The organism is Asaia sp. VD9, from assembly GCF_037150015.1.
Lineage (GTDB): Bacteria > Pseudomonadota > Alphaproteobacteria > Acetobacterales > Acetobacteraceae > Asaia.
This window is the reverse complement of the sequence record NZ_JBBCQM010000012.1, coordinates 71,507-88,764: the sequence shown is the minus strand read 5'-3', so window position 1 is coordinate 88,764 and position 17,258 is coordinate 71,507. Positions and strand designations below refer to the sequence as shown.

Annotated in this window: 13 protein-coding genes; all 13 read left to right on the top strand. The window is 62.4% G+C overall.

All coding sequences use genetic code 11. The annotated features are described in order from the left end of the window. The first annotated feature begins 15 nt into the window (after positions 1–15). The 13 genes from WFJ47_RS13795 (at position 16) to WFJ47_RS13735 (ending at position 17,246) form a co-directional block, all read left to right on the top strand. Positions 16–1,209, top strand: a complete 1,194-nt coding sequence (locus WFJ47_RS13795) for a putative peptidoglycan glycosyltransferase FtsW (protein WP_336763757.1) — start codon at positions 16–18, stop codon at positions 1,207–1,209. Next, positions 1,206–2,321, top strand: coding sequence for an undecaprenyldiphospho-muramoylpentapeptide beta-N-acetylglucosaminyltransferase (murG, locus tag WFJ47_RS13790; protein ID WP_336763756.1), 1,116 nt, complete (start codon positions 1,206–1,208; stop codon positions 2,319–2,321). Before WFJ47_RS13795 ends, murG begins: the two co-directional genes overlap by 4 nt. Before the next feature lie 50 nt (positions 2,322–2,371). Then, positions 2,372–3,790: a UDP-N-acetylmuramate--L-alanine ligase gene (murC, locus tag WFJ47_RS13785; RefSeq protein ID WP_127103050.1), complete on the top strand. Its 1,419-nt coding sequence runs from the start codon at positions 2,372–2,374 to the stop codon at positions 3,788–3,790. Continuing rightward, positions 3,787–4,758, top strand: coding sequence for a UDP-N-acetylmuramate dehydrogenase (gene murB, locus WFJ47_RS13780; RefSeq protein ID WP_336763755.1), 972 nt, complete (start codon positions 3,787–3,789; stop codon positions 4,756–4,758). The genes murC and murB overlap by 4 nt, the downstream gene beginning before the upstream one ends. Then, positions 4,755–5,693, top strand: coding sequence for a D-alanine--D-alanine ligase (locus WFJ47_RS13775; RefSeq protein WP_336763754.1), 939 nt, complete (start codon positions 4,755–4,757; stop codon positions 5,691–5,693). Before murB ends, WFJ47_RS13775 begins: the two co-directional genes overlap by 4 nt. Continuing rightward, complete coding sequence (locus WFJ47_RS13770; RefSeq protein ID WP_336763753.1) at positions 5,690–6,871, top strand: FtsQ-type POTRA domain-containing protein; 1,182 nt, start codon at positions 5,690–5,692, stop codon at positions 6,869–6,871. The genes WFJ47_RS13775 and WFJ47_RS13770 overlap by 4 nt, the downstream gene beginning before the upstream one ends. Continuing rightward, positions 6,868–8,268: a cell division protein FtsA gene (gene ftsA / locus WFJ47_RS13765; RefSeq protein ID WP_127103053.1), complete on the top strand. Its 1,401-nt coding sequence runs from the start codon at positions 6,868–6,870 to the stop codon at positions 8,266–8,268. Before WFJ47_RS13770 ends, ftsA begins: the two co-directional genes overlap by 4 nt. A gap of 83 nt (positions 8,269–8,351) precedes the next feature. Next, positions 8,352–9,839: a cell division protein FtsZ gene (gene ftsZ / locus WFJ47_RS13760; RefSeq protein ID WP_336763751.1), complete on the top strand. Its 1,488-nt coding sequence runs from the start codon at positions 8,352–8,354 to the stop codon at positions 9,837–9,839. Positions 9,840–10,006: 167 nt separating this feature from the next. Further along, a complete protein-coding gene (lpxC, locus tag WFJ47_RS13755; RefSeq protein ID WP_336763749.1) occupies positions 10,007–11,014 on the top strand; it encodes a UDP-3-O-acyl-N-acetylglucosamine deacetylase in 1,008 nt (335 codons plus the stop codon). 79 nt (positions 11,015–11,093) lie between these two features. Then, the gene (locus WFJ47_RS13750; protein ID WP_408868662.1) at positions 11,094–11,972 is read left to right on the top strand and encodes an outer membrane protein assembly factor BamD; all 879 of its coding nucleotides are present in this window, start codon (positions 11,094–11,096) and stop codon (positions 11,970–11,972) included. 78 nt (positions 11,973–12,050) lie between these two features. Then, on the top strand, positions 12,051–13,766 hold the full coding sequence (gene recN / locus WFJ47_RS13745) for a DNA repair protein RecN (RefSeq protein WP_336763747.1): 1,716 nt from the start codon (positions 12,051–12,053) through the stop codon (positions 13,764–13,766). After that, positions 13,766–15,820 carry an NAD-dependent DNA ligase LigA gene (ligA, locus tag WFJ47_RS13740; RefSeq protein ID WP_336763746.1) on the top strand — a complete coding sequence of 685 codons (2,055 nt, stop codon included), beginning with the start codon at positions 13,766–13,768 and terminating at the stop codon, positions 15,818–15,820. The genes recN and ligA overlap by 1 nt, the downstream gene beginning before the upstream one ends. 85 nt (positions 15,821–15,905) lie before the next feature. After that, a complete protein-coding gene (locus tag WFJ47_RS13735) occupies positions 15,906–17,246 on the top strand; it encodes a hemolysin family protein (RefSeq protein ID WP_336763745.1) in 1,341 nt (446 codons plus the stop codon). Positions 17,247–17,258 lie beyond the last annotated feature (12 nt).

The following is a 17,258-nucleotide window of genomic DNA, read 5'->3' as shown; positions in this document are numbered from 1 at the left end:
GGGGATTGAGTTAAGATGGCAGGGCATTCACGTGTCGATACGTCCAGAATCGGACGCTGGTGGCGCAATGTCGATCGCGTCACGCTCTGCTGCGTCGGGATTCTGATCGCGTTCGGTTATATTCTCATGCTCGCTGCAAGCCCGGCCGTGGCCGTGCGCATCGGCGCATCGCGCGAGATGTTCATTCTCAAACAGGTCATCTTCCTGCTTCTCGCAGGGGCCGTGGTGCTTGGCGTCTCCGGGCTTTCCCGCCCAGCGGTCAGGCGCCTTGCCCTGATCGGTGGGGTCATCGCCCTTGCGGCGACTTTCATGACGCTTGTCCATGGCGTGGAGATCAAGGGGGCGCGTCGCTGGATCGCGCTTCCCATGATGTCGGTTCAGCCCTCCGAATTCCTCAAGCCCTTCTTCGCCGTGGTCACGGGATGGCTGTTGGCGGAGCAGCGCCGCCGGGTCATCTTCGGGTCGATGCGTTTTCCCGGCATGCTGATTGCGTTTGGCTGTTTCGGACTCATTCTGCTGCTTCTGAAATCCCAGCCCGATATCGGGATGTTGTCCGTCATCACGATGGTGTTCTTCATCCAGCTATTCGTAAATGGTCTGCCCGTCATTTTCGTGGGTGCGGGTGTTGGCGCGATGATCGCAGCCTTCGCAGGCGCCTATGTGGCCTTCCCGCATGTTCGATCACGTGTCGAGCGCTTCCTGCATCCGAATGTGGGCGATCACTACCAGATCGACACCGCCCTGCGCGCCTTCGGTAATGGCGGAATGATGGGGCGCGGCCCCGGCGAGGGACGGGTCAAGGATCTACTGCCTGACGCCCATGCCGACTTCGTCTTTGCCGTTGCAGGCGAGGAATACGGGCTTTTCATCTGCCTCTTCATCATCCTGATCTTCGTCGTGATCGTGGTCCGCACATTGCTCAAGCTGATGCGCGAGAGCGATCCTTTCGTGATTACGTCCGCCTCAGGCCTGGTCGCAGGCTTTGGCCTGCAGGCTTTCATCAATATGGGCTCGACCTTGCATCTGATTCCAACCAAGGGCATGACGCTGCCGCTCATCTCCTACGGAGGCTCGTCGGCTCTCTCCATTGCCCTTACGCTTGGCATGGTGCTGGCGCTGACACGGCATCAGGTTTTGGCCAGCCCCATCAGTTCCACTTACGCGAGTCAGGGCCACTGGACCTCGCTTCGGGAAGGATCGAATTCATGACCCGTCCAATCGTGATCGCTGCAGGGGGAACGGGTGGCCATTTCTTCCCGGCAGAAGCCCTCGCGACCGAACTCGCCGCGCGCGGTCATGAACTGGTGCTCATGACCGACAAACGGGCAGGCAAACGCACCAGCGGCATCTTCAAGGACCGGCCACAATATGTGCTCGAGGGCACCGGTGTGGCGGGAAAGGGCATCACGACCAAGCTGCGCGGTATGACTGCGCTCTTGCGCGGCGCCTGGGCCGCACGGGCACTGCATCGTCAAATCAACCCGGTCGCCGTGATCGGTTTCGGCGGGTACCCCTCGGTGCCGCCCATTCTTGGTAGCCGCTTCCTGCCTGGCTCCAGACGCCCGCTCGTGATCCTGCACGAAGGCAACGCGGTTCTGGGTCAGGCCAATGCGCTCCTGGCACGTTTCGCGACATCCATCGCGACCTCCTTTCCCACCGTCGCAAGGTTGCCGCTTGGTCTGCGCGCGGCGCTCACCGGCATGCCGGTGCGCCCGGAGATCGAGGCCCTGCTGGACACGCCCTACACGCCACCGGGCGACGCGCTCCATCTTCTGGTCTGGGGTGGGTCGCTGGGGGCCCGCGTATTCTCGACCACCGTGCCTGCGGCGCTGGCGCAGCTACCGCCGGGGTTCAAAGCCAGGCTCCATGTAACCCAGCAGGTGCATAACAAGGATATTCCAGAGGTACAGGCCGCTTATGACAAGGCGGGCATCGATTGCGTTCTGGCGCCATTCTTCTCCGACGTGGCCTCTCTTTTGCAAAAGGCGCATCTCGTCATCGGCCGTGCTGGCGGCTCCTCAGTGGCGGAACTGACGATTGCGGGAAAGCCGTCGATCCTCGTCCCCTTGCCGATTGCCGCTTCTGATGAGCAGGGGGCAAATGCGACCCAACTGGTCGATGAAGGCGGGGCCTGGATGTTCCGCCAGAAGGATTTCACCCCCGATGCCCTTGCCGCGTTCCTGGCCCCGCTGCTGAACGACCCTGAGCGACTTGCGGGGGCAGCGGCTGCGGCAAGACGCTTCGCCCATCCGCAGAGCGCCCGCCTGCTGGCCGACCTTGTCGAAGCCCGCATAGTGGATTACCGCTCCCCCGTTTCCTGACACGTCACCTCGTCAACCGATCCTTTGCTGTTTCTCTGAAAGCCTGGTCCATGCGCGCACTTCCCCTTTCCATTGGCACCATCCATTTCGTCGGCATCGGCGGTATTGGCATGTCTGGAATCGCCGAAGTGCTGCATATGCTGGGCTACAAGGTGCAGGGCTCCGATATCAGCGAGAATGCCAACGTCCTGCGCCTGCGCAAGCTCGGCATCATCGTGGCGATTGGTCATGATGAGGCCAATCTGGGGACGGCGCAGGTCGTTGTGACCTCGACGGCGGTCAAGAAGGACAATCCTGAAGTGCTTGCCGCACGGGCTCGGCTGATCCCCGTCGTGCGTCGCGCCGAAATGCTGGCCGAGCTGATGCGTCTGCGCTGGGCCGTGGCCATCGGCGGCACCCATGGCAAGACCACTACCACCAGCCTCGTGGCCTGCGTGCTTGAGCAGGCCCGGCTCGATCCCACGGTCATCAACGGTGGCATCATCGAGGCCTATGGCACAAATACGCGTATGGGCTCGGGCGACTGGATGGTGGTCGAGGCCGATGAGAGCGACGGCTCCTTCCTGCGTCTTCCGGCCGTAATTGCGGTCGTCACCAATATGGATCCCGAGCATCTGGATCACTGGGGCACGGCCGAGGCCATGCAGGCCGCCTATGATCAGTTCGTGTCCAATATCCCGTTCTATGGTTTTGCCGTGCTCTGCATCGATCACCCAGCCGTCCAGCAGATGATCCCGCGCCTGTCCGATCATCGCGTGGTGACCTATGGCTTCAGCCCTCAGGCCGATGTGCGCGCCGACAAGCTGATCACCGACCGTCTGGGCGCGACGTTTGAAGTCGTCATCACGAGCCGCACGCAAAAGACGACGCGCAGGGCCGGGCCGTTCCGCCTGCCGATGCTCGGGCAGCATAATGTACTCAACGCGCTCGCCGCGATTGCGGTCGCGAGCGAGATGGACATCAATGACGAGACGATCCGCCTGGCTCTGGCCGGTTTCCGTGGCGTCAAGCGTCGCTTCACGCGCTGTGGCGACTTCAACGGCATCACCGTAATCGACGATTACGGCCATCATCCGGTCGAGATCGCGGCAGTTCTGCGCGCCGCACGTCAGGCTGGTGCGCGCGACGTGATTGCCGTGGTGCAGCCCCATCGCTATTCGCGCCTCGAGGCCCTGTTCAGCGATTTCTGCACCTGCATGAACGATGCCGGCACGGTGATCGTGACCGACGTCTACGCTGCGGGTGAGGCCCCGATCGAGGGGATCAGCCGCGACTCCCTCATCGAGGGGCTCCGCGCAAGCGGCCATCGCTCGGTCGTGCCGCTGCCCGGCCCGGAACATTTGGCCGAGATGATCAATGCCATCGCAAAGCCCGGTGATTTCGTGGTCTGCCTCGGCGCCGGCACCATTACCAACTGGGCGCAGGCCCTGCCTGGGCAGCTCGCCGCGCTGAATGGCAAGGCATCATGAGCACCGCGCTTCGTGATCTTACCCCAAGGGGGAGGCTGAGCTTCGATGCGCCGCTCGGCCCACGCGCGTGGTTTCGTACCGGCGGCAATGCCGAGGCCCTCTTTGTCCCCAAGGATGCGCAGGATCTGGCCGAAACCCTGGCCGCCCTGCCCCCGCATACCCCGGTTACCGTGCTCGGGGCGTGTTCGAATGTCATCATTCGCGATGGCGGGCTGGATGGACTCGTGGTGCGTCTGGCGGGCGGCTTTGCGGAGATCGTGATCGAACCGGACGGGCTGATCGCCGGGGCTGCGGCGCTCGACATGATGGTGGCCGAGCAGGCCGCAGGTGCCGGTCTGGCGGGCGTGGAGTTCCTCGCCGGAATTCCGGGGTCGATAGGTGGGGCGGTGGTGATGAATGCCGGGGCCTATGGCTCCGATATCAACGCCGTGCTCGACTGGGCAGAGGTCCTGCTGCCGGACGGATCGATCACGAAACTCGATAATCCCGCCTTGGCCTTCACCTATCGCCATGCCGTGCTGCCTCAGGGGGCCATCGTGCTGCGCGCGCGCCTGAGGGCCCAGCCGGGCGACAAGGCGCAGATCCGCGCCCATATTGCCGGGATCAAGGAGGCACGCGAAGCCTCGCAGCCCATCAAATCGCGTACAGGCGGCTCGACCTTTCGCAATCCGGACGGGCACAAGGCGTGGCAACTGATCGACGAGGCCGGATGTCGGGGACTCATCCAGGGCGGCGCGCAGGTAAGCGAAAAACACTGCAACTTCCTGCTCAATCTGGGCGAGGCCACGAGCGCGGATCTGGAGACGCTTGGCGATCTCGTGCGCCAGCGTGTGCTCGACCATAGCGGCATCGCGCTGCACTGGGAGATCAAGCGACTGGGCAGAAAAGCTGGGGAAGTCTTGCACGACCACGCTCAGCAAAAAGACACACCATCAGTCGACGAATTGCGCCGGGAGGAAACGCCATGAGCCTGAAAATTGCCGTCCTGCAGGGAGGAATTTCCAGCGAGCGTCCGGTCAGCCTGCGTAGCGGCGCGGGCGTGGCGCAGGCTCTTGTCGAGGCCGGTCATGACGTGGTGAGTGTCGATGCCGGTCCTGATCTGGTGGAGACGATCAGGGCATTGCGCGCTGCGTCACCCGATGTGGTGTTCAACGCACTCCATGGCCCGCTGGGTGAAGATGGCGCCATTCAGGGCGTGCTTGAATGGATGGGCCTGCCCTATACCCATTCCTCCATACGCGCATCGTCTCTCGCGATGGACAAGGATGCCTCGCGACGGGTCTTTGCCGCTGCCGGGCTGCCCGTGGCAGAAGGGCGTGTGGTCACCATGGAGGAGCTGGCGGACGCCGATCCGCTTCCCACACCCTATGTGGTCAAACCTATTGCCGAAGGCTCGTCCTTCGGGGTCGAGATCGTACGCACAGGGAGCAATCGTCGCCAGACCATCGCCGCAGGCTGGGCCTATGGCCATGAGGCGCTGGTCGAGGAATACATCCCCGGTCGCGAGCTCACCGTCGCGGTGCTGGGTGATCGCGCCCTGACCGTGACCGATATCGTGGCGGCCTCGCCGACGGGTGATTTCTATGATTTCGATGCCAAATACGCGCCTGGCGGCTCGGTGCATCATGTTCCGGCGCAAGTCCCTGAGGCGATTTTCGAACAGGCCCTGCGCTGTGCAGAAGCGGCGCACAAGGCGCTGGGATGCTCCGGTGCCTCACGCTCCGACTTCCGCTATGACGAGGACAACGCCCGCTTGATCCTGCTGGAGGTCAATACGCAGCCCGGCATGACGGCAACCTCACTTTTGCCCGAGCAGGCAGCCTATTGCGGCATTTCCTACCCCGAGCTCTGCGACTGGCTGGTGCGTGACGCCCTGACGACACGCGGTAAACGCCCTGCATGAAAAACAGACGGCCAGACGCGCCTTATCGCGGCCCGGTGCAGCAGGACAGGCCTGCCCGTCTCGCGCTGTTCATGCGCCGGCACAAGCGCGGGCTGCGTCTGTTCGTCGCTTTTCTCATCCTGCTCGGACTGGCGGGATTCGGAATTTCGGCGTTGCATCTGTCGAGCTCGGAATCCCGTTTCGCACCTTACCGCGCGAAACTGGTCCAGTACCTGCCATTCCAGATCAAGACCATTCGTGTCGAGGGCCGCAATCTCACTCCTGAAGAAGATCTGATGAAGGCGCTCGGCACGTCGGTCGGCCAGCCAATATTCGGGTTTTCGGTCTCGGCGGCGCGCGACCGGATCGACACTCTGCCCTTTGTCGATCATGCCATGGTGTCGCGCCATATGCCCGATACGGTGATCGTGAGCATTGTCGAGCGCAGTCCGATTGCCGTCTGGCAGGATCATGGCCATTTCATCCTGATCAACCGCGCAGGAGAGAAAGTTCCTGATCAGGGGCTTGAAGGCAAGAACGGTCAGGCCTTCATTCGCCTGCCGCTTGTGGTGGGTGAAGGGGCGAATGTCGCCGCATCGTCCCTTGTAGATGCGATGACGGCCAATCCAGTGGTCAAGGATTTCGTGGTGGCCGCGGTCCGGATCGGCCAGCGGCGCTGGAATCTGACCCTGCGCGATGGCGCCTCCGTGCTTTTGCCTGAAGGGCAGGAACAGGCAGCACTGGCCCGCCTGGCGCAGTATCAGGCACAATTTCGTCTGCTGGAACGCCCGGTCGTATCGATCGACATGCGCCTTCCCGACCGCATGGTCATTCATCAGAACGCACCCGCAGCCGAGAACAGCGACGGCAAGCCTGCCGATGGCACGGTGAATTCGGATACGGCGCCTAAACCGTCTTCCTCCGCTACCGATGGCGGGAAGAGCCGCGTCGACTCTCCGGCCAGGAAACCGGTGAGTGGCCGTTCGGAAACCGACAGAGGTGCCGATCAGGGCCGCGGCCCGGCGATGCGACCGATGAAGGAGCGAACGCCCTCGACTGCGGGTGATGCAGGGAACAACCGGATGATTCCCGCACCGCATCCGACCCAAAGCCCCTCAGCGACCCGTCCGGTTCCGCCACAGGATGCGGAACGCCCCTTGCCCGCCCCTCAGCCACTCAATGGAGCCCCGGCAGAATGAACGATCTCGTCACGACCGATCCGGAAGCTCCCCGCAAGAAGCGCCGTCGCACCGTCCGCAGTCGCGCCCTGCTGCCAGTAAGCACGGGGCGACGCAATCAGGAGCGGTCAGAAGACCATATCCTGGCATTGCCCCCGGCTGATGAGCCCGCTTTGCCGCGGCATTGGCGCGTTGGTGTTTTCGGCGTGCTCGATATCGGCTCGACCAAGATGACCTGCCTGATCGGGCGGGGAGAGGCCGATGGCACGTTACGCGTTCTCGGCTATGGATGGCGGCGCTCACGCGGGATACGAAACGGCAATATCGTCGATCTCAAGGAGGCCGAACAGGCTATCAGGGCCACTGTCGGGCAGGCGGAAGACGCGGCTGACCGACGACTGGACAATATCACGGTCAATCTCTCATGCGGTCATCCTGAGAGCCGGCTGTTCAATGCGCGCATGCCGATCGGCGGCCGTGAAGTCGGAGAAGCCGATATGAGCCGTGTCGTGGCCGAGGGTCAGGCACGCGCCTATACCGAAGGACGTACGGTCATCCACACCCTGCCCATCGGCTACGCGGTGGACGATACTTACGGCATCGTCGATCCGCGTGGGCAGGTCTGCGAACAGCTCACCGCACGGTTGCATGTCGTTGACGCGGCCACGGCCGCCGTTCGTACACTCGATTCCGTGCTGATGCGCTCAGAACTCAAGATGACCAATCTCGTCTCTGCAGCTTTTGCCTCAGGACTCTCGGTACTCGACGCTGATGAGCGCGAACTTGGTGCAACCGTGGTCGATATGGGCGGGGGTACGACCTCGGTCGCAGTATTCGGCGAGGGAATGCTGCGCCACACCGCATTCCTGCCCGTGGGGGGGCTGCATGTCACTCGCGATCTGGCGGGCATGCTCTCGACATCGCTGGATGAAGCCGAGCGCCTGAAGACCAAATACGGCGCAGCCGAGCTTTCGGCCGAGGACAGCAGCGAACTGATCACGCTTCAGAAAATCGGCGAAGCAGCGGGATCGTTGACCACCGTTTCACGGGCACGGCTCGTTTCCGCCATTCGTCCGCGCATCGAGGAGACACTCGAACTGGTCCGCGACAGGCTCGACGACGCGGGATTTGGTCGGACCGGGCGCGAGCGTGTGGTCCTGACCGGGGGGGCGTCTCTGCTCGACGGTGTCGGCCCCATGGCGGCGCGTATTCTGGATCGTCCCGTCAGACTGGGCCGTCCCCTGGGCATTGTCGGCCTGCCTGAAATCGGGGCCAATTCTGCCGGTTTCTCCACCGCTTCGGGGCTGCTGGCCTGGGCTGCAGGTGCTGATCGCAGCTTCCATGACGCCGATGCCCCCGAGCCGCGCGCGGGAGGCATGCTAAAGCGCCTCGTGCATTTCATTAGGGGTCGCGCGTGAGGAAAAAGTAACCTATGTAGTACATGCTCTATAGTCATTCTCCTGCCATTCGAGACTGATTTCAGCCCTATTCGGATCACGCCATGACGCTCAATCTCACTGCCCCGCAATACAACTATTCTGATTTTTCTCCCCGTATCACCGTCATCGGTGTGGGCGGCGGTGGCATGAATGCCGTCAACAACATGATCGAGATGCAGCTTCAGGGCGTCGAGTTTGTCGTGGCCAATACCGATGCGCAGGCTCTTGCCGGTTCGCGCGCCGAGCGTCGGGTTCAGCTTGGCCCGCACCTCACCCAGGGTCTCGGTGCAGGCGCAAAGCCCGAAATCGGCAAGGCTGCCGCCGAGGAAGCCGCCGATGAGATCGCGCGCCACATCGACGGCGCGCATATGGTGTTCGTGACGGCGGGAATGGGCGGTGGCACGGGCACAGGCGCGGCTCCGGTGATCGCGAGAATGGCACGCGAGCGCAAGATCCTGACCGTGGGCGTCGTCAGCACACCTTTTGGCTTTGAAGGCGGGCGCCGCAAGAAAGCTGCTGAAGCGGGCATTGCCGAACTTCAGCAATATGTCGATACCCTGATCGTCATCCCCAACCAGAATCTCTTTCGCATGGCCACCATGCATACGACGCTGCGTGAAGCGTTCAAGATGGCAGACGAAGTGCTCTATATGGGCGTTCGTGGCGTGACCGATCTGATGATGGCCCCCGGCCTGGTCAACCTCGACTTCGCCGATATCCGCACCGTCATGGCGGAAATGGGCAAGGCCATGATGGGAACGGGCGAAACGGAAGGCGAGGATCGAGCGCTTGAAGCCGCGAATCGCGCAATCTCCAACCCGCTGCTCGAAGACTCCTCGATGTCCGGCGCGCGTGGCCTGTTGATCAACATCACCGGCGGCGACGACATGACGCTGTATGAAGTCGATCAGGCCGTCGAGCGCATCCGCCAGGAGGTGTCGGATGATGCCATCGTGATCTGGGGCTCGGCCATCGATCCATCGCTCAATGGGCGGATGCGCGTATCGGTTGTCGCAACCGGTATCGATGGCAGCCGTGTGCCTGAGCCTGAGATCGTCGAGACCCATGCCGAGACATCTGAGCCAGCGCCCGTTACCCCGGACGGTGCCGAGGTGACTCAGGGCGGCGGCTCTCAACCCCCGTTCCAGCCCGCCTCGACCTACGCCTCGGTGCCTCGTCAGCAGCCTCACTACACGCTGGATAATCAGGGTGGCGCCTCGGCGGCTCCCTCGCCGCATACGGTACCGCAGCAGGCTGCGAAACAGCCTCAGCCCCATGCGCCGTCACCGCGCGCAGGCCTCTTTTCGGATCAGGGACAGCGTCCGGCGCCAGAACCCCAGTCCCAGCCGCGCAGCCTGTTCGGAATCGTGACCGGCGCCCTGCGCGGGCGCCCTGTCTCCTCGACCACGCCGACTCATCACGAACCGGCGCGCAATGAACCGACCGTCGTGGAACGTGAGGAGATACCACGGGTGAGCGCGTCTCATGACGCTGGTGACGAGAACGGCCTTGATATTCCGGCTTTCCTGCGACGCGAACAGGGACGCTGAGGCGGGCGTTACGTTACATCCTGAAACTGAAAATCGACTTCAGTTTCAGGACCTTAGGCCGTAATACTTGGCAATAAACATTGACTGGTCTGCTCTCCCTCATAGCGGTTACAGCTTTCCGCAGGATCCGGGCTGAAACCGGCCCAAACCAAGGAGAGCCTCTCATCATGCAGATCACGGCCGAAACACCGTTCAAAGCATCGATCGTGCCTCTCCCGCTCTCCTCCACGCCCTCCTCCTTCTCCATCCTTCCCGGCAACGCGCCACGTACCCCGCTTCAGAACACGCTCAAGAAGGCTATCACCTGCGTAGGTATCGGCCTGCACAGCGGTGCACAGGTACGCATGACGCTCAACCCAGCACCGGCAGGCCACGGCATCGTTTTCGAGCGCGTTGATCTGACCAGCTCAGCGCCTATCGCCGCGCGCTACGACAATGTTGTCTGCACTCGTCTCAGCACGGTCATCGCAAATTCCGGCACCCCGGAGATCCGCGTTGCCACGATCGAGCATCTTATGGCGGCGCTTCATGCCAATGGCATCGATAACGCCCGTATCGAGATCGACGGCCCGGAGACTCCCGTTCTGGATGGCTCCGCTGCGGAGTTCGATTTTCTCATCCAGTGCGCTGGCACCCAGATTCTGGAGTTGCCGCGCGCCGTCATTGAAGTCCTGCGCCCTGTCCATGTCGAGGAAGAGAGCGGTGCTTTCGCCGAGCTGCGCCCGGCCCGTTCCGGCTTTGCTCTCGCCATGTCCATCGACTTCTCGGCGTCGGTGATCGGCCAGCAACGCCACGCCATGCCACTCAACCTGGAGCGTTTTCGTCAGGAAGTCGGTTTCTGCCGTACCTTCGTCGAGCGCAAGGAAATCGAGGCGCTTCAGAAGATGGGGCTCGCTCGGGGTGGATCGTTGCATAACGCGATCGTGGTCGAAGGCGAAACGGTTCTGAATCCCTGCGGGCTGCGTCATCCCAAGGAATTCGTGCGCCACAAGCTCATGGATGCCGTGGGCGATCTCTATCTGGCCGGGCATACGCTCCAAGCCGGTTTCATGGGCCATAAATCGGGGCATACGCTTAATAACAAGCTGCTGAGAGCCTTGTTTGCCTCCGCCGAGAACTGGCGTTTCGTCGGTAGTGAAGAATCGTCGAGAACGGAATTGCGCGCAACGGCGTAAGAGAAACGATCTCGTGCGCCCAGGTCTTCCGCGAATGGTCAGGCGTGATATAAGACCGTTCGTCAGTGGAAGAGTCGGCATGCATCAGAACACAGAACGTAACGTACCTCCTGCGCGCAAGCGTCAGCGTCTCGCTGCCGCAACAATGGCGAGCAGTTTTCTGCTCATGAGCGGCTGCTCCCTCTTTTCGAACAAGGAAGAGGTCAAGGCACCCAAAGTCGCGAGCGCCGAGGCACTGTATAATTACGGTATCGATGCGCTGCATTCAAAGCGTTACACCCTGGCGAGCGGCGAATTCGAGCTGCTGCAGCAGAATTATCCCTATTCCGGCTATGTTGGTAATGCCGAGCTGATGGAAGGCTATGCCTATTATCTGCAGGGCGAATATGCGCTCTCCGTCCAGCAGCTCGAGCGCTATCTATTGCTGCATCCAACCAGCCCTGACGCCGCATATGCCTATTATCTGCGCGCACTCTGCTATTACGAGCAGATTGCCGAGGTCCAGCGCGACCAGCAGGGAACCGTTGAGGCACTGAATGCGCTTGAGGAAGTTGTTACACGCTTCCCTCAAACGGCTTATGCGCGCGATGCCCAGCTCAAGATCGATCTCTGCCGCGACCATCTGGCAGGCAAGGAAATGCTCGTCGGGCGTTATTACCAGCAACAGCATAATTACGAAGCCGCGCTTGGCCGCTACCAGCGCGTGGTGGCGGACTTCCAGACGACCAATCACGTTGCCGAAGCGCTCGAGCGTATCGTCGAAGTCAATCTTGAGCTTGGTCTTGTCGATGAAGCCCGCAAGGCCGCATCGGTCCTCGGGTATAATTACCCGAACAGCCAGTGGTATCGTTACAGCTACAATATGCTGCGCAACCGCAACCTGCTCGCCGATCACAGTGTGGTTCCCGGCTCCACGCAGCGTGGCTTCTTCGGCCGCATGTGGCACTCGGTCTTCTGATCCGGCCGAGACTGTTGCGCCGCTATGGTCTCTGCCCGGCTGCGCGATTTCCACGCTGAATAATCGGGCCCCCCTTCCATGCTGACTCACCTCTCGATACGCGACATCGTCCTGATCGAGAGGCTCGATCTGCCGTTCCATCCCGGGCTTACGGTACTGACGGGTGAGACAGGCGCAGGCAAATCCATCCTCCTCGACTCACTCGGCCTGACCCTGGGCGATCGCGCCAGTGGCGGTCTGGTACGCGCCGGAGCCGACCAGGCGGCCGTGTCAGCCTGTTTCGAGATACCCGATGGGCATCCCGTTCATCAGCTTCTCGCCGAGCAAGGCATCGCCCTCGATGACCCTCACGAGCCCCTCGTGCTGCGCCGAACAGTCACGACAGACTCGCGCTCACGGGCCTATGTCAATGATCAGCCGATCGGGGTGGGACTACTGCGGCGTATTGCCGCGCTGCTGGTCGAGATTCAGGGGCAGCATGACCAGATGGGTCTGGCCGATCAGAGCACCCATCTCGATCTGCTCGACGCGTTCGGCGTCGATCGCCGTGCGCGGGACGCTGTTGCACGCGGGTACCGCCGCTGGATCGAGGCGACGGCTGCCCTCGCCGCCGCCCAGTCGGAAATGGAGGCCACGCGACGCGAAGAAGACTGGCTGAGGCAATCGGTTGAGGATCTGTCCGCCCTCGCGCCGCAGGAGGATGAGGAAGAGCAGCTCGCGTCTCTGCGCATCGGTTTGCAGCAGAATGAGCGCCGGGGCGAGGCTATTGCCGCGGCTCTCTCCGAGCTGACACCACGCGACCGTCGGTCGGCTACACCCGCCGCCGCCCTGCGCAATGCCAGCCGCACGCTGGCGCGTCTCCTTCCGGCGCCGGGGGATGAGTCTGCGCCCAGTTCGGCCCAGCAGCATCAGGCGCAGGAAGCTCTGGCAGCCCTCGAAAAGGCGGAAGAGGCACTGGCCGAAGCCGAAACCCTGCTCTCGCGCCTTGCCGCCGACGCCGACACAGACCCCAAACTGCTTGAAGAGACCGAAGAGCGCCTCTTTGCCCTGCGTGCCGCCGGGCGCAAGCATGGTGTCGGGGTCAATGAGCTCGCGGCCTTGCTGGCCAGCCTGCAGGCGCGGCTCGAGGCGCTCGATTCCGGAAATGCGCGTATCGAGCAACTCCAGGCCGAGACAAAGGCAGCGCGCGAGGTTTTTGCGACTGAAGCCGAGGCTTTGAGCCAGATCCGGGCGCGCGCCGCGCGCCGTCTGGAGACAGCCGTCATGGCCGAGCTCAAACCCGTCCGCCTCGAACGCGCGCGTTTTATCGTCGCGCTCACCCCACTTGAACCAGAGGCCTGGAACCTGCGAGGCAAGGAGCAGGCGTCTTTCCTGATCGCCGCCAACCCGGGCCAGCCTCCCGGCCCTCTGGCCAAGGTCGCCTCGGGCGGTGAACTCTCGCGGCTCATGCTCGCGCTCAAGGTGGTTCTGGCCGAGCGCTCCGCCATACCCACACTCGTATTCGACGAGGTTGATTCCGGCGTAGGTGGCGCCACGGCCTCCTCCATCGGTGATCGCCTGCACCGTGTCGCACAGGATGTTCAGGTGCTCGTGGTCACCCACAGCCCACAGGTTGCAGCGCGGGGCGATCAGCATCTGCGCATCAGCAAGCGCATCCGCAAGGAGCGCACCGAGACGCTGGCAGAGAAGCTCTCGGCGGAGGAGCGTCGCGAGGAGATTGCCCGCATGCTCGCCGGAGAAACCATCACGGATGCCGCCCGCACGGCAGCAGACAGTCTTCTGGAACAAGAGTAATGGACGATATCCACGCCAGAGAACACGCCCGGCTTGCGGCGCTCATCGCGCGCTGGAACGCGGCCTATTATCAGAATGACGCGCCGGAAGTCTCGGATGCGGAATATGACTCCACGCGACGCGACCTCGTCGCGCTGGAGGAAACCTATCCCGAGCTCAAGACCCAGGGTGGGGTGACAGATAGCGTCGGGGCTGCCCCGGATTCAGCGTTTGGCAAGCAGGCGCATCGCGTACCCATGCTCTCGCTCGACAATGTCTTTACCACCGAGGAATTCGATGCCTTCGTGACCAAGGCTGCGCGCTTTCTCGGGCTTGATGCGGCCGCAGCGGATGCGCTTGCTTTTGTCGCAGAGCCGAAAATCGACGGGCTTTCGATCAATCTCACCTATGTCGGGGGCGCGCTCGTACGTGGGACAACGCGCGGCGATGGCATGGTCGGAGAAGACGTGACCGCCAATCTGCTGACCATTGCCGATATCCCCCGCAGGCTTACAGGCAAATTCCCGGATGAAATCGAGATACGCGGCGAAATCTTCATGGCCAAGCCCGACTTCCTGACGCTGAACGAGACGATGCAGGCGCAGGGGCAGAAGAGCTTTGCCAATCCCCGCAATGCGGCTGCGGGCTCGCTGCGTCAGCTCGACCCTGCGGTGACCGCGCGCCGCCCGCTTTCGCTTTTCGCCTACGCCCAGGGCTATGCCAGCGCCGCGTGCGCCGACACGCATTGGGCTTATCTCGAGCAACTGCGGGCCTGGGGTTTCCCCGTCAACCCGCTGTCCCGCCGCATCGCCCATGCGAGCGATATCGCCGCGTATATCGACACGTTGGCGCGCGATCGTGCTGCCCTGCCCTATGATATAGACGGCGTGGTCTTCAAACTCGACGCTATCGCCCTACAGACCCGCCTAGGTTTCGTGGGCCGTGCACCGCGCTGGGCCATCGCTTGGAAGTTCCCGTCGGAGCAGGCCATCACTCGTCTTGAGAAGATCGAGATACAGGTGGGGCGTACCGGCGCTCTGACCCCGACGGCTCATCTGCAACCGGTCAATGTCGGCGGGGTGATCGTCTCAAGAGCGACGCTGCATAACGAGGACGAAATTTCCCGAAAGGACGTACGCCCCGGTGATCTCGTGCGCGTCCAGCGCGCTGGCGACGTCATTCCGCAGATACTTGGCCCCGTACCCGAGGACGCGCCCCGAAGCCCGGCTTTCGTCTTCCCTACACGCTGCCCGGTATGCGACTCCCTGACGGAGCGCCCAGAAGGCGAGGCCGTGCGCCGTTGTACGGGCGGACTGACCTGTGAGGCGCAGGTGGTCGAACGTCTCATTCATTTCGTCTCCCGACCTGCATTCGATATCGACGGGCTTGGTGAGCGTTCCATACGTGAGTTTCATGAGATCGGCCTAATCGACAAGCCGGGCGATATTTTTCGCCTCCATGAAAAGGCCGAGCTGATACGCGGTCGCGAAGGCTGGGGCGAGGTCTCGACGCGTAATCTGCTGCGCGCCATCGAACAGCGCCGCAGCATCAGTTTCAGCCGCTTTCTCTTCGGGCTCGGGATTCGCCGGATCGGAGAGCGCACCGCGCAGCTTCTGGCGCGCCATTATCAGAGCTACGAGGCTTGGGTTGAGGCCATGAACGCTGCCCGCGTGATCGGATCGGACGACCGACTTGCGCTCGGCAGCATCATGGGGATCGGTGAGAGCATCGTGGCTGATCTTCTCGCGTTTTTCGCCGAGCCGCATAATGTCGAGACACTGGCAGACCTGCGCGGGCAACTTACCATCGAAGAAGAATCTCGCCCGGAATCGGGACCGCTCTCAGGCAAGACCATCGTCTTTACCGGCACGCTGCACAGCATGACCCGACCGGAAGCAAAGGCCATTGCAGAGCGGCTTGGAGCACAGGTGAGCGACTCTGTTTCCAAGAAGACCGGGCTTGTGGTGCTGGGCGAAAAAGCAGGATCAAAAGCCAAAAAAGCGGCGGATCTGGGTCTCGACACTTGCGATGAGGCGGGCTGGCGGGAAATCGCCGGGCTGCCACCCGCTCCGTGACGGACGAATACTGGCAAGGGAGGCAGAAAAGGCCTAAATACGGGCTCACGCTATCCTTTGTCCCTGTTTATGAGGAGCTACGCGCATGACGTTGCTGCTTCTGGGCCTTGCGGCCATGGTGGCAGCTATTGCCGTCTCCATTCTGATTTCCCTGTCTGAAATCTCGTTCGCTGCAGCGCGCGATATCCGCCTGCGCGCGCTGGCCGATCAGGGCGATGCACGGGCCTCGGCCTTTCTGAAACTGCGGCGCAACAGCGGCCAGGTCATCACGGTATTGCAGATCTGCCTCAATGCGGTGGGCGTTCTGGGCGGCGTGATTTCCAGTGAACTCCTGACTCCTGCTTTCAGCACGGCCCTTATTGAAGCTGGCTTGACGCAGGGCGTAGCGACCAAGACCGCTGCAACCCTGGCCTTCGTGATCGTGACCGGTCTGTTCGTGCTTTTCGCCGATCTGCTGCCCAAGCGGATCGCGCTCAATAATCCTGACCGGGTAGCGCTGCGCGTGGGCTGGTTTCTCACCGGCGCACTCAGGGTGCTTTACCCGGCGGTCTGGATTTTCTCGATCATCTCGGATTGGCTCCTGAGCCTGCTCCGCATTCCCGCCGCCTCCGCCGTAGAGCCCGTGACCCCCGAAGATCTGAACGCCATGCTAGCAGCAGGCACGGCATCGGGCGTGTTGCAGGAAAAAGAGCATCAGCTGATCCAGAACGTGCTGGCCCTCCAGGATCGTTCCGTCACCTCCGCCATGACCCCACGCGACGAGATCGTGTTCCTCGACGTTCAGGAATCACTCGAATCTCAGCGTGACAAGGTGCGCATCCGTCCCTATTCGCGCTATCCGCTCTGCGATGGCGGCCTCGATCACGTCATTGGATCGATACGCGCGGAGGACGTGCTCGTGGCCGTGGTCGATGAAGTGCCGCCCCATGCTGATCCGAGCCAGCCGATCAGCAGCCAGATATTCCGCATGAGGCGCGATACGCTCTCTCTGCCGGACACGCTGAATCTGTGGGACACGCTCGCCCAGTTCGACACCCATGGCGCCGGGTTTGCGCTTATCGTCAACGAGTATGGCCTTGTCGTCGGGCTGATTACCTTCAAGGACATCATGGGCGCGCTCATGGATGGCCTGGCAAGCCCGTTCGAGGAGCAGGCAATCGTTCGACGTGATGCCAATTCATGGCTGATCGACGGCGCGGCCCCGATCGGCGATGTCTTTCGCGAGCTGGATATCGATCTCGATGCTGAACGCGACCTGTTCCATACCATCGGCGGTTTCGTCATGCACCGGCTGCGTCGCATGGCGCGCAAGGCTGACCGTGTCGAGGCCGCAGGCTATCGGTTCGAAGTCGTCGATGTGGACGGGTTCCGAATCAATCAGCTTCTGGTCTCACGCATGGTGCCCCCTGAATCGGGTGGTTTCTGAAGCGTATCTGAC